At 54.5% G+C, this 13879-nt stretch carries 8 protein-coding genes, 2 tRNA genes and 3 rRNA genes; 9 read left to right on the forward strand and 4 right to left on the reverse strand.

The annotated features are described in order from the left end of the window. The first annotated feature begins 479 nt into the window (after positions 1-479). The 9 genes from CES87_RS07830 to CES87_RS07870 all read left to right on the forward strand — a co-directional run bounded on the left by CES87_RS07830 (position 480) and on the right by CES87_RS07870 (position 11139). Positions 480-2016, forward strand: a 16S ribosomal RNA gene (locus CES87_RS07830). 81 nt (positions 2017-2097) lie between these two features. Beyond that, a tRNA-Ile gene (locus CES87_RS07835) sits at positions 2098-2174 on the forward strand. A 27-nt stretch (positions 2175-2201) separates the two neighbouring features. Further along, positions 2202-2277, forward strand: a tRNA-Ala gene (locus CES87_RS07840). A 232-nt stretch (positions 2278-2509) separates the two neighbouring features. Continuing rightward, positions 2510-5399: ribosomal RNA gene (locus CES87_RS07845) — 23S ribosomal RNA — on the forward strand. Positions 5400-5537: 138 nt separating this feature from the next. After that, positions 5538-5653, forward strand: a 5S ribosomal RNA gene (gene rrf / locus CES87_RS07850). The 16S, 23S and 5S rRNA genes sit together here with 2 tRNA genes alongside, the layout of an rRNA operon. A 301-nt stretch (positions 5654-5954) precedes the next feature. After that, a complete protein-coding gene (locus CES87_RS07855) occupies positions 5955-7559 on the forward strand; it encodes a tetratricopeptide repeat-containing response regulator (RefSeq protein WP_128605677.1) in 1605 nt (534 codons plus the stop codon). Next, on the forward strand, positions 7556-8248 hold the full coding sequence (locus tag CES87_RS07860) for a sensor histidine kinase KdpD (RefSeq protein WP_128605678.1): 693 nt from the start codon (positions 7556-7558) through the stop codon (positions 8246-8248). The genes CES87_RS07855 and CES87_RS07860 overlap by 4 nt, the downstream gene beginning before the upstream one ends. A 215-nt stretch (positions 8249-8463) precedes the next feature. After that, positions 8464-9705: a glutamine synthetase family protein gene (locus tag CES87_RS07865; protein WP_178081405.1), complete on the forward strand. Its 1242-nt coding sequence runs from the start codon at positions 8464-8466 to the stop codon at positions 9703-9705. Positions 9706-9774: 69 nt separating this feature from the next. After that, on the forward strand, positions 9775-11139 hold the full coding sequence (locus tag CES87_RS07870) for an MFS transporter (protein WP_128605680.1): 1365 nt from the start codon (positions 9775-9777) through the stop codon (positions 11137-11139). Between the two features lie 64 nt (positions 11140-11203). Here the strand turns inward: CES87_RS07870 and CES87_RS07875 are convergent, their stop codons facing one another. The 4 genes from CES87_RS07875 to flgA form a co-directional block, all read right to left on the reverse strand. Continuing rightward, the gene (locus tag CES87_RS07875; RefSeq protein WP_128605681.1) at positions 11204-11950 is read right to left on the reverse strand and encodes a flagellar brake protein; all 747 of its coding nucleotides are present in this window, start codon (positions 11948-11950) and stop codon (positions 11204-11206) included. A 92-nt stretch (positions 11951-12042) separates the two neighbouring features. Beyond that, a complete protein-coding gene (locus CES87_RS07880) occupies positions 12043-12510 on the reverse strand; it encodes a flagella synthesis protein FlgN (protein ID WP_128605682.1) in 468 nt (155 codons plus the stop codon). 48 nt (positions 12511-12558) lie between these two features. Further along, the gene (gene flgM, locus CES87_RS07885; RefSeq protein ID WP_128605683.1) at positions 12559-12885 is read right to left on the reverse strand and encodes a flagellar biosynthesis anti-sigma factor FlgM; all 327 of its coding nucleotides are present in this window, start codon (positions 12883-12885) and stop codon (positions 12559-12561) included. A gap of 180 nt (positions 12886-13065) precedes the next feature. Further along, on the reverse strand, positions 13066-13827 hold the full coding sequence (gene flgA, locus CES87_RS07890; protein WP_128605684.1) for a flagellar basal body P-ring formation chaperone FlgA: 762 nt from the start codon (positions 13825-13827) through the stop codon (positions 13066-13068). Positions 13828-13879 lie beyond the last annotated feature (52 nt).

The raw sequence follows: 13879 nt of genomic DNA on the forward strand, positions 1-13879 counted from the left end.
TTGACGGCAGATTCTGGAGGCCTATAATTCGCCCCACTTCCGGCGCAGTCGAAACGGAAAACTCCTTGGTAAACAATGAGTTACGCAGTTTTCGGCAGTGAGTTGCTTCAGGTCATCGAAGCCGAAAGGAAGTTGAAAAAGAGGTGTTGACAGCAGCGAGTAACGCTGTAGAATTCGCCTCCCGCTGACGAGAGATCGAAAGCGCAAGTGGTTGAAGTTGTTAAGGAAATCCTTGAAAACTTTTGAAATAATCACTTGACAGCAACAGAGGCTGCTGTAGAATGCGCGCCTCGGTTGAGACGAAAGATCTTAACCAACCGCTCTTTAACAACTGAATCAAGCAATTCGTGTGGGTGCTTGTGGTATCAGACTGCTAGTCAACAGATTATCAGCATCACAAGTTACTCCGCGAGAAATCAAAGATGTAACCAACGATTGCTGAGCCAAGTTTAGGGTTTTCTCAAAACCCAAAGATGTTTGAACTGAAGAGTTTGATCATGGCTCAGATTGAACGCTGGCGGCAGGCCTAACACATGCAAGTCGAGCGGATGAGGAGAGCTTGCTCTCTGATTCAGCGGCGGACGGGTGAGTAATGCCTAGGAATCTGCCTGGTAGTGGGGGACAACGTCTCGAAAGGGACGCTAATACCGCATACGTCCTACGGGAGAAAGCAGGGGACCTTCGGGCCTTGCGCTATCAGATGAGCCTAGGTCGGATTAGCTAGTTGGTGAGGTAATGGCTCACCAAGGCGACGATCCGTAACTGGTCTGAGAGGATGATCAGTCACACTGGAACTGAGACACGGTCCAGACTCCTACGGGAGGCAGCAGTGGGGAATATTGGACAATGGGCGAAAGCCTGATCCAGCCATGCCGCGTGTGTGAAGAAGGTCTTCGGATTGTAAAGCACTTTAAGTTGGGAGGAAGGGTTGTAGATTAATACTCTGCAATTTTGACGTTACCGACAGAATAAGCACCGGCTAACTCTGTGCCAGCAGCCGCGGTAATACAGAGGGTGCAAGCGTTAATCGGAATTACTGGGCGTAAAGCGCGCGTAGGTGGTTTGTTAAGTTGGATGTGAAAGCCCCGGGCTCAACCTGGGAACTGCATTCAAAACTGACAAGCTAGAGTATGGTAGAGGGTGGTGGAATTTCCTGTGTAGCGGTGAAATGCGTAGATATAGGAAGGAACACCAGTGGCGAAGGCGACCACCTGGACTGATACTGACACTGAGGTGCGAAAGCGTGGGGAGCAAACAGGATTAGATACCCTGGTAGTCCACGCCGTAAACGATGTCAACTAGCCGTTGGGAGCCTTGAGCTCTTAGTGGCGCAGCTAACGCATTAAGTTGACCGCCTGGGGAGTACGGCCGCAAGGTTAAAACTCAAATGAATTGACGGGGGCCCGCACAAGCGGTGGAGCATGTGGTTTAATTCGAAGCAACGCGAAGAACCTTACCAGGCCTTGACATCCAATGAACTTTCCAGAGATGGATTGGTGCCTTCGGGAACATTGAGACAGGTGCTGCATGGCTGTCGTCAGCTCGTGTCGTGAGATGTTGGGTTAAGTCCCGTAACGAGCGCAACCCTTGTCCTTAGTTACCAGCACGTAATGGTGGGCACTCTAAGGAGACTGCCGGTGACAAACCGGAGGAAGGTGGGGATGACGTCAAGTCATCATGGCCCTTACGGCCTGGGCTACACACGTGCTACAATGGTCGGTACAGAGGGTTGCCAAGCCGCGAGGTGGAGCTAATCCCACAAAACCGATCGTAGTCCGGATCGCAGTCTGCAACTCGACTGCGTGAAGTCGGAATCGCTAGTAATCGCGAATCAGAATGTCGCGGTGAATACGTTCCCGGGCCTTGTACACACCGCCCGTCACACCATGGGAGTGGGTTGCACCAGAAGTAGCTAGTCTAACCTTCGGGAGGACGGTTACCACGGTGTGATTCATGACTGGGGTGAAGTCGTAACAAGGTAGCCGTAGGGGAACCTGCGGCTGGATCACCTCCTTAATCGACGACTCAGCTGTACCATGAGCTCCCACACGAATTGCTTGATTCATTGAAGAAGACGATAAGAAGCAGCCCGAAATTGGGTCTGTAGCTCAGTTGGTTAGAGCGCACCCCTGATAAGGGTGAGGTCGGCAGTTCGAATCTGCCCAGACCCACCAATTTTGTGTGGGAACCTGTAGAAATACGGGGCCATAGCTCAGCTGGGAGAGCGCCTGCCTTGCACGCAGGAGGTCAACGGTTCGATCCCGTTTGGCTCCACCACTACTGCTTCTGTTGTAAGAGCTTAGAAATGAGCATTCCACCGAGACGGTGATGAATGTTGATTTCTAGTCTTTGGCTAGATCGTTCTTTAAAAATTTGGGTATGTGATAGAAAGATAGACTGAACGTTACTTTCACTGGTAACGGATCAGGCTAAGGTAAAATTTGTGAGTAATTGCGAATTTTCGGCGAATGTCGTCTTCACAGTATAACCAGATTGCTTGGGGTTATATGGTCAAGTGAAGAAGCGCATACGGTGGATGCCTTGGCAGTCAGAGGCGATGAAAGACGTGGTAGCCTGCGAAAAGCTTCGGGGAGTCGGCAAACAGACTGTGATCCGGAGATGTCTGAATGGGGAACCCAGCCATCATAAGATGGTTATCTTAAGCTGAATACATAGGCTTAAGAGGCGAACCAGGGGAACTGAAACATCTAAGTACCCTGAGGAAAAGAAATCAACCGAGATTCCCTTAGTAGTGGCGAGCGAACGGGGACCAGCCCTTAAGTGGCTTTGAGATTAGCGGAACGCTCTGGAAAGTGCGGCCATAGTGGGTGATAGCCCTGTACGCGAAAATCTCTTGGTCATGAAATCGAGTAGGACGGAGCACGAGAAACTTTGTCTGAATATGGGGGACCATCCTCCAAGGCTAAATACTACTGACTGACCGATAGTGAACTAGTACCGTGAGGGAAAGGCGAAAAGAACCCCGGAGAGGGGAGTGAAATAGATCCTGAAACCGTATGCGTACAAGCAGTGGGAGCCCACTTTGTTGGGTGACTGCGTACCTTTTGTATAATGGGTCAGCGACTTATTTTCAGTGGCGAGCTTAACCGAATAGGGGAGGCGTAGCGAAAGCGAGTCTTAATAGGGCGTCTAGTCGCTGGGAATAGACCCGAAACCGGGCGATCTATCCATGGGCAGGTTGAAGGTTGGGTAACACTAACTGGAGGACCGAACCGACTACCGTTGAAAAGTTAGCGGATGACCTGTGGATCGGAGTGAAAGGCTAATCAAGCTCGGAGATAGCTGGTTCTCCTCGAAAGCTATTTAGGTAGCGCCTCATGTATCACTGTAGGGGGTAGAGCACTGTTTCGGCTAGGGGGTCATCCCGACTTACCAAACCGATGCAAACTCCGAATACCTACAAGTGCCGAGCATGGGAGACACACGGCGGGTGCTAACGTCCGTCGTGAAAAGGGAAACAACCCAGACCGTCAGCTAAGGTCCCAAAGTTATGGTTAAGTGGGAAACGATGTGGGAAGGCTTAGACAGCTAGGAGGTTGGCTTAGAAGCAGCCACCCTTTAAAGAAAGCGTAATAGCTCACTAGTCGAGTCGGCCTGCGCGGAAGATGTAACGGGGCTCAAACCATACACCGAAGCTACGGGTATCACTTAGGTGATGCGGTAGAGGAGCGTTCTGTAAGCCTGTGAAGGTGAGTTGAGAAGCTTGCTGGAGGTATCAGAAGTGCGAATGCTGACATGAGTAACGACAATGGGTGTGAAAAACACCCACGCCGAAAGACCAAGGTTTCCTGCGCAACGTTAATCGACGCAGGGTTAGTCGGTCCCTAAGGCGAGGCTGAAAAGCGTAGTCGATGGAAAACAGGTTAATATTCCTGTACTTCTGGTTATTGCGATGGAGGGACGGAGAAGGCTAGGCCAGCTTGGCGTTGGTTGTCCAAGTTTAAGGTGGTAGGCTGAGATCTTAGGTAAATCCGGGATCTTAAGGCCGAGAGCTGATGACGAGTTACCCTTTGGGTGACGAAGTGGTTGATGCCATGCTTCCAAGAAAAGCTTCTAAGCTTCAGGTAACCAGGAACCGTACCCCAAACCGACACAGGTGGTTGGGTAGAGAATACCAAGGCGCTTGAGAGAACTCGGGTGAAGGAACTAGGCAAAATGGCACCGTAACTTCGGGAGAAGGTGCGCCGGTGAGGGTGAAGCACTTGCTGCGTAAGCCCACGCCGGTCGAAGATACCAGGCCGCTGCGACTGTTTATTAAAAACACAGCACTCTGCAAACACGAAAGTGGACGTATAGGGTGTGACGCCTGCCCGGTGCCGGAAGGTTAATTGATGGGGTTAGCTAACGCGAAGCTCTTGATCGAAGCCCCGGTAAACGGCGGCCGTAACTATAACGGTCCTAAGGTAGCGAAATTCCTTGTCGGGTAAGTTCCGACCTGCACGAATGGCGTAACGATGGCGGCGCTGTCTCCACCCGAGACTCAGTGAAATTGAAATCGCTGTGAAGATGCAGTGTATCCGCGGCTAGACGGAAAGACCCCGTGAACCTTTACTATAGCTTTGCACTGGACTTTGAATTTGCTTGTGTAGGATAGGTGGGAGGCTTTGAAGCGTGGACGCCAGTTCGCGTGGAGCCAACCTTGAAATACCACCCTGGCAACTTTGAGGTTCTAACTCAGGTCCGTTATCCGGATCGAGGACAGTGTATGGTGGGTAGTTTGACTGGGGCGGTCTCCTCCTAAAGAGTAACGGAGGAGTACGAAGGTGCGCTCAGACCGGTCGGAAATCGGTCGTAGAGTATAAAGGCAAAAGCGCGCTTGACTGCGAGACAGACACGTCGAGCAGGTACGAAAGTAGGTCTTAGTGATCCGGTGGTTCTGTATGGAAGGGCCATCGCTCAACGGATAAAAGGTACTCCGGGGATAACAGGCTGATACCGCCCAAGAGTTCATATCGACGGCGGTGTTTGGCACCTCGATGTCGGCTCATCACATCCTGGGGCTGAAGCCGGTCCCAAGGGTATGGCTGTTCGCCATTTAAAGTGGTACGCGAGCTGGGTTTAGAACGTCGTGAGACAGTTCGGTCCCTATCTGCCGTGGACGTTTGAGATTTGAGAGGGGCTGCTCCTAGTACGAGAGGACCGGAGTGGACGAACCTCTGGTGTTCCGGTTGTCACGCCAGTGGCATTGCCGGGTAGCTATGTTCGGAATAGATAACCGCTGAAAGCATCTAAGCGGGAAACTAGCCTCAAGATGAGATCTCACTGGAACCTTGAGTTCCCTGAAGGGCCGTCGAAGACTACGACGTTGATAGGTCGGGTGTGTAAGCGCTGTGAGGCGTTGAGCTAACCGATACTAATTGCCCGTGAGGCTTGACCATATAACACCCAAGCAATTTGCGTCGAAAGGCCAGATTGCGGTGTGTGAAGACGCAATGAACCGAAAGTTCGCACAACACACAAATCTATTACATACCCAATTTGCTGAAGCGTCGAAAGACGGTTCGGTACCCGAATTTCTTGACGACCATAGAGCATTGGAACCACCTGATCCCATCCCGAACTCAGCAGTGAAACGATGCATCGCCGATGGTAGTGTGGGGTTTCCCCATGTGAGAGTAGGTCATCGTCAAGATTAAATTCCGAAACCCCTATCTGCGTATGCAGGTAGGGGTTTTGTTTTGTCCGCAGGAAAGTGGCGTAACGAAAACTCCGATCTACGCCACCACATATCCAGACTATTTCACTGAGCAAAGGCGCGATTGCACGCCTATTGCTTCAAGAGAACGCTACTGCTGGCCGATAACGATATGGTCACAGCGATCTTCACTTCTCGCATATGGCTACTAGTTATCATCTGCCCGCTGGAAGGGGCGGTGAAGTGATCCACGTATTTGCCTTTCGGTTCTTCTTCTTAAATTGCCTGGAAATCTTCGATGCTGTCGTATCACCAAAAGAGTTTTCTGATCGTCGATGATTTTTCGGACTTCCGCAGTTCGGTCAGGTCCATGCTACGGGAGCTGGGTGTCAAGGATGTGGATACCGCTGACACTGGTGAGCAGGCACTGAAAATGTGTTCACAGAAGTCCTATGATTTCATCCTGCAAGATTTCCACTTGGGAGATGGCAAGAAGAACGGTCAACAGGTACTCGAAGACCTGATGATTGAGAAGCTGATCAGCCATGAAAGTGTATTTGTCATGGTCACTGCCGAAACTAGTCAGGCCATGGTGCTCAGCGCGCTCGAGCACGAACCTGACGCTTATCTGACCAAGCCTTTCAACCGCTCCGGTCTGGCCCAGCGCCTTGAGCGCCTGGAGCAGCGCAAGACTTTGCTCAAGCCAATCCTGCAGGCCCTCGACAGGGGAAAACCGGTTGAAGTACTCAATGCCTGCATTGCCCTGTGCAAGCAAGATATCCGATATTCGCCGTTGTGCCTGCGCTACCGCGCCGATGCGCTGCGCGACCTCAATCAAAATGAGGCATTGGAGCGTCTTTACGACAGCATCATTACCGATCGACCTTTGCCATGGGCGTTTGCCGGACTGGGCAAGTTGATGTTCAAGCGTGGTCAGATTGCGCAGGCTAAAGGCGTCTATGAGAAAGCGCTAAAAGTCTTCCCGATGATGCCGGCGCTGTACGACGGCATGGCGGATGTTTTGGTTGCTGAAGGAGACACCAAAGCAGCCCAGAAAGTATTGGAAGAGGCGATCCGGCTGTCGCCGTTGGCAGTGCGTCGCCAGGCGCAGTTGGGCAAGCTGGCAATGACTAACGAAGATTTTGACACGGCCTCCAAAGCCTATCGCCAAGCTGTTGCCCAAGGTGCCCAGTCACGATTCAAGGATGCTGAAAGTAATCTTGGACTGGCCCATGCCTTGATTAGCAAAGGTAGCGAAAAAGGCCTGGATACCCGGACCCGACTGGAAATCAATACAACGCTGAGCGCGGTGGCCAAGGAGAATCCGTCCGACCCCGGCTTGCAAATCCGTGCGCGGTTGATGAAGGCCACCAGTCTATTGCTCAACGATGCCGAGACAGCTGAAAAGCTCACTGAGCAGGCGATGATGCGCCTCGATGGCATGGAGCAGTTCATGAGCGCTGAAGCCGCGCTATTGGTCGCCAAGCAATTGCAGATGCTCGGTCAGGCAGAGGCAGGTACTTCGATGCTGAAAAACTGTGCGGAAATCTACGGTGATGATCCCGCGGTGATGAAGGATATAGCCAAGCTCACCGACGACCCGACCATTCTCAACTCCGGTAACGCCGCTGCTGACCTTAACCGTCAGGGCGTGCGCGTGTACAAGACCGGCAATTTGCCGGAAGCCCGGGAAGTGTTCCGCAAAGCCCTGACGCTGCAGCCAAAGAACATCAGTATCGCGTTGAACATGGCGCAGGCTTTGCTGCATGGCACCGATACCAGTGTAACGTCGGCCGAACTCGAAGAGTGTCGGGCCTGCCTGAAAATGGTCGGTTTGATGCCTGACACCGATTCGCGTTATCCGCGTTATCAGAAGCTCAAAAGCAAGGCGTTTGGCGAATGAACGATAACTTGCAGACCCTGGATTTTTCCACGGTGATCGCTTCCACCGTGCACGACATGAAGAACTCGTTGGCCATGCTGATGCAGGCCCACAGCCAATGGTTGGCGAACCTTCCCGACTTGGCACGGCATACCTCGGAGCAGGGCGTGATCGAGTTCGAATTCGCTCACCTCAATGGCATGCTCGTACAGTTGCTCGGGCTGTACAAGCTGGGTGTCAATCAGATGCCCTTGCAACCTGCCTACCACGAGTTGGATGACTTCATCGAAGCGCAACTGGCCTGCCATCAGGATGTATTCGCCAGCCGCGGTATTGCAGCGACCTTTGAAGTCGATCCCTTGAGCCCTCTGGGGTTCTTCGATCGAGAGTTGATCGCCTCGGTTCTGGCCAACAGCATCAACAATGCCATACGTTACGCCCGTCACGCGGTATTGATCAGCGTCAGCGACGAAGCCGGGCAACTGGTACTGACCATCAATGACGATGGCGAGGGCTATCCCGCCGAGATGATCGAGCATCAGGCGGACTACGTGCAAGGCATCAATCACCTCACCGGCAGCACAGGCCTGGGGCTGTACTTTGCCGACCGGATTGCGGCATTGCATCAGCGCAATGGTGTCGTCGGACGCACCGAAATCAGCAATGGCGGTCCCTTGGGCGGGGGCGTGTTCAGTATCTACCTACCCTGATCATTTCCCTTGGCTTAGAGCTTTTTGTTTGACGCTGCTTGATATTCCGAACACACGGAGCCTATTTTGTACGGGTCGCCGTTCGCGGCCCGCACAATAACTAGGATTGCGTCATGACAACCGATGGCCTGAGTTCAATCGCGGAGCGTTTGACGGGCATTGATGAGATTGAATGTGTCACACCGGATTTGAATGGCGTGCCGCGGGGTAAAGTGATGACCGCCGAGGGTTTCCTCGAGGGGCGTCGCTTGCAGATTGCGCGGGGCGTGCTGCTGCAGTGCATCATGGGCGGATATCCGCCAGCACGATTTTACGGTAGCGACGACGGCGATCTCGCGCTGGTTCCAGACCCTGCGCGAATCCATCGCTTGCCCTGGAGCAAGCAACCGCGAGCATTTGCCATTTGCGATGCGGATGAGCTGAATGGCGAAAGCTCCAATCTGTCGACCCGTGCTCAACTCAAGAGTGTCATCGCGCGTTACACGGCCCTTGGCTTGGCGCCAGTGGTGGCAACCGAGCTGGAGTTTTTTGTCTTCGCACCTAACGCCGACCCGACTCAGCCCTTCCAGCCGCCCGTCGGCCTGGATGGTCGTCGCGAAGACGGTCATTCGGCGTTTAGTGTCAGTTCCAATAATGGTTTGCGGTCATTTTTCAGTGAAGTCTACGAATGCATGGCGGCTTTAGGTTTGCCTCGCGATACTTTCATGCATGAGATGGGTGTCAGTCAGTTCGAGATCAACCTGCTGCACGGCGATGCGTTGCGACTGGCCGACCAGACATTCCTGTTCAAGCATTTACTGAAAGAAGTCGCACTCAAGCATGGCCTTGCCGTGAACTGTATGGCCAAGCCATTGGCGCATACACCCGGCAGCTCGATGCATATTCATCAGAGCATCATCGAGGCCGACACGGGGCGCAACGTGTTCAATGACGATGCCGGACAGTCGACCGAAACCTTCCGCCATTTCATCGCTGGCCAGCAGGCCTGTATGGCGGATTTCACCGCGCTGTTTGCGCCGAATGTGAATTCATATCAACGCTTGTTCCATCCCTACGCATCACCGAATAATGCTTGCTGGTCTCATGACAACCGTACGGCAGGTTTGCGCATTCCGGCCAGTTCGCCTGTCGCCCGTCGAGTGGAAAACCGTTTGCCCGGAGCTGATGCCAACCCATATCTGGCGATAGCTGCCAGCCTGGCTGCGGGGTTGTATGGCATTGAGCACAAACTGGAGCCGAGCGAGCCGATCCAGGGAGAGTTCCAGGTGCCGGACAATCTTTCATTGCCCTGTACCTTGCATGCTGCTCTCGAGCGTCTGAAACGTAGCCAATTGGCGAAGGAACTGTTCAGCGAGGCGTTCATCGAAGGTTACATCGCTTCGAAGACCATGGAGTTGACCAGCTTCTTTAATGAAATTACCCCCTGGGAAAGGCGTGTTCTAGCAGCCCAGGCCTGACGCAACGTCTATAACGGGCTATCTTTTCGGTAGTCCGTTTCTCACCGCAAGGAGCCGCTCGGAACGCCGATGCGCCAAATCTGGAAACCCTTTCGAGCGCTTTATTTCGCCTCGCTGATGATGTTGATCGGCTCCGGCTTGCTGAGTACCTACCTGGGCTTGCGCCTGGCGGCCGATCACGTCGACAGCTTGTGGGTCGGTGCGTTGATGGCTGCCAACTACTTCGGTTTGGTACTGGGCGGCAAGATCGGCCACCGCTTGATTGCCCGTGTCGGGCACATTCGCGCTTATTCGGCTTGTGCCGGGATCGTCGGTGCAGCGGTGCTCGGGCACGGGTTGGTAGACTGGCTGCCGGCCTGGATATTCCTGCGAGTCATCGTCGGCCTGGGCATGATGTGCCAATACATGGTCATCGAGAGTTGGCTTAACGAGCAGGCCGAAGCCTCGCAGCGAGGCACGGTATTCAGCGGTTACATGATCGCCTCGTATCTGGGGCTGGTGTTGGGGCAGTTGATTCTGGTCATGCACCCGAGCCTGGGTCTGGAATTGCTAATGCTGGTCGCCTTGTGCTTTGCCCTGTGTCTGGTGCCTGTGGCTCTGACTCGGCGAATTCACCCGGCGCCGCTGCATCCGGCACCGATGGAGCCTCGATTCTTCATAAAGCGCGTGCCGCAGTCGTTGAGCACCGTGCTGGGAGCGGGGTTGATCATCGGCTCGTTCTACGGACTGGCGCCGCTGTATGCCTCGCAGCAGGGGCTGTCGACTGAGCAGGTCGGATTGTTTATGGGGAGCTGCATTTTCGCCGGCCTGTTGGTGCAGTGGCCGCTGGGCTGGCTGTCCGATCGTTACGACCGGGCGTTGTTGATCCGCTGTTTTGCTTTGATCCTCGCGCTTGCTGCATTGCCATTGGCGATCCTCAAACAGGTGCCGCTTGAGATATTGTTCATCGCCGGGTTTGTCTGTTCGCTGGTGAAGTTCTGCCTGTATCCACTGGCAGTGGCATTCTCCAATGACCACGTCGAGGGCGATCGTCGCGTGTCTCTGACCGCAATGTTGCTGGTGACCTATGGCGTCGGCGCCAGTATCGGGCCGCTGGCGGCGGGGGTGCTGATGAAGCTGTTCGGCAGCCACATGCTTTATGCCTTCTTCAGTTTCTTCGCGTTGGTGCTGGTGTGGCGAATTCGCCCAAAAGCGGTCACCAATCTGCATCAGGTAGACGATGCGCCGCTGCATCACGTGGCCATGCCGGACAGTATGTCGAGTTCGCCGCTTGTGGCTTGCCTTGATCCGCGGGTCGATGAGCAAGTGGTTCAGGATCAGATGCAGAATCCGCTGCCAAATGAACCGACTCCCGAAACGGAGCCGCAAACCGATACGCCTCCAGAGGAACCGGATTCGGGTCGGGAGCAAAGTTTCACCGAAGCCAGGCCATAACAATCAGGCAAAAAAAACGGGCAGTCTCCGAGAGGGGCTGCCCGTTTTTTGTTGAAACGTAGTATCAGAAGTCGTCTTTGTCGAAGCGCCGCGCTTCGCGTTGCAGCTGATAGACGAACCGCTCGACCTGCCGCTGCACCAGCCCGCTCATGTTATGAAAGCGCACGCCGGCGAAGGTGGTGGCGATTTTTTCTTCGAAGTGCAGGTAGCGCAGTTCTACCGGCGCCGTCATCTTGCCGAAGGGCAGGGCGGCCATGAAACGATCATAGACCTGGCCCAGCTGCAGGCTGCCTGTGATGTCGCCGGCGAAGCGTAATTTGCAACCGGTGGCCGAGATGTCCAGCAATTTGCCGCTGATCGGCGCCTTTAGTTTTTCGCCACCCAGATCGACGTCGACCAGCTGCGCCAGCTTCAAAGCCGCACGGAACGCATTCCGACGCTGGTGGTAGACCACCTCGTCGGGCAGCGTGCCTCGGTAGCAACGACTGCCGCCGGACTCGTCGATGGTCAGCGGACCATTGCTTTCCCAGGCAATGCGCACACCCTCATGGAAGCCTTCGACCTTGAACGGTTCGCCGGCCAGCAGGTAGCGTTCGCCGTCGCGGGGAATCATTTCGTCCAGGGCAATCATGTTGCTTTCGCGGTCAATGTCCACCAGATAGCTCTGGAAGCGCTGGCTGCGCTCGTGGAAAGTGATGATCAGCGGGTCATGGCTTTCTTGCAGTTGGCGAAGGTTGCCGGAGATTTCCAGGGGCGTGCTGAGCACCTTGGGTGGCTGCGGAGCATCGTCCGCATTTAAGGCATTGGACACGGTTAATCAATCTCCAGACAAATTTTGACTACGGCTAGCCAGCATTTTGCCAGCATGTTTCGCGTCTTGATAGAGCGCGCTCATCGACGGGCTTAAGCCTGACTGAGCGGGCGCGGTTTCACAAGCTTGGAAAATGTTCCGCTAGCATCATAGAGCGCTGGAGGTTCACCGCCGGTGAGGATTTTCAGCTGGGTGGCCGTGGCGGCCTGCTGCACCAGTATCGACTGGCCGTTGTTGGCATTGGCGGCCTGACATTGGGTCAGAAAGTCGGTCAGCACATCGCTTTGCGCCATCAATGCTTCGCCGATGCTGGACTGGCTGGCCAGTTGCTCCAGGCCGTTGCGATTGGTTGGCAGGTTGAGACTGGCGAGGATTTCACTGCGCTTGCGGCCATGCTGTTCAAGCAAAATGATCAATGCCTGCTTCTGCGCCAGAATGTCTTCGAGCAGGTACATGTCGCGACCATGCAAGGCGAGGGACTCGGTTCGCAGCAACTCCAGCAGTTGTTGCGCTGGAGCAAAATCGTCGGTGATCAGTTGCAGTAAATTAGTGTCGTGCATGGCTGGCCTTGGGTTTTAAGCGTCCAAAAGCCTGGCGCGGGCCGTGGCCTAGCGCTGGGCTTCGAAGTTGAGCAGTTTGCTGGCTACACGGTTGCTGTCGACTTTATAGCTGCCATCGGCAATCGCTGCTTTCAGCTCGGCCACGCGGGCTTTGTCGACGGCAGGCTGATCGCGCAGCGTATCAGTGACCTTCTGCAACTGTTGAGCCTCATCGCTGAGATGTACCGATTCCCCGACTGTAGCGGTACCGGCCTGTTCGACCGGAGTATTCAGCGGCGTGGATATGCCGCTATCGGCGGTTTCCTTGGAAACGCTGGTACGTGTACTGCTCGTAAGTGACGAGGAGCTGTTCAAACGACTGAAATCGATGACCATGATAAAAAAACCTCTGGAAATTTGGACGCTTGCCATGGTTTCGGCCATTCCCTGAAAAACTTTAGGCCCATTTATCCATGAGCTTGCGCGCGTCAGCGCTTGCCCTGCATAGAGCACAGTTTAGGGAACAGCCATGGCCAGCGCCACATCTTCACGAACAGAGAGCTTGTGCATGGCCGCTTACAGGGATACCTCCACCTGGCCCGGCGCGACGACTTGCGCCTTGATGACCCGCTGGGAGTTGAGGTTTTTCACCCGGATCTGTTCGCTCATGCTGCCGTTGGCCAGCGCTTCACCGGGCATTCGCACACTGAGCGTACCACTGCGGGCGGTGATGACTACTTGATCGCCCTTGCGGATGACTTCCGCCTGTTCGAGGTGCACCAGCGTAATGACCTGATCGGCGACCATTGGTCGGGTAAGTCGTTGCCCTATCGCCTGATCCGTGGAGGTCAGATAGCCCTGGTTGATCACGCTGATATCGCGCTCGCGCAGGGTGACATCTTCAGGCTCGACAATACCGGTGCGGCGTAAGGGCCGGGTGGTGGTCACGACGTCGCGAAACAGGCGTACTTGAGCGGGTACGAAGACTGTCCAGGGTGATGTTCCTTCGCAGCGAACCTTGACCGTGACCCGGCCCAATGGCTTGGCCGGACTCTCCAGCGAGGCTGTCAATTCCTTGTCGCACATCGGCATGCGCATACGCGGGTCGAGCTGGTTGACCAGGATTTCGTAGCGACCTTTCGTTTGACTGGTGGCCAAATAGTCTTCAACGGTGAATTCAAGAAAGCCCTGGGTGACGCCGATAAGCATGTCAGGCAAGGTAACCGCGTCAGCAAGGGCAGGGCTGCCAGCGTTAAACAGGCACACAGCGGCCATCACGCCGAGGAATTTGCGGTAGGGAATAGTCGGGCGTCGGAAAAATGTCGGTTCTGTGTTCATAGAAAGATAAAAAGCAAGCGCCGTGCCGTTTAGAGATGAATGTGCGTCGCAA

The sequence above is a fragment of the Pseudomonas sp. ERMR1:02 genome (assembly GCF_002277815.1).
GTDB lineage: Bacteria > Pseudomonadota > Gammaproteobacteria > Pseudomonadales > Pseudomonadaceae > Aquipseudomonas.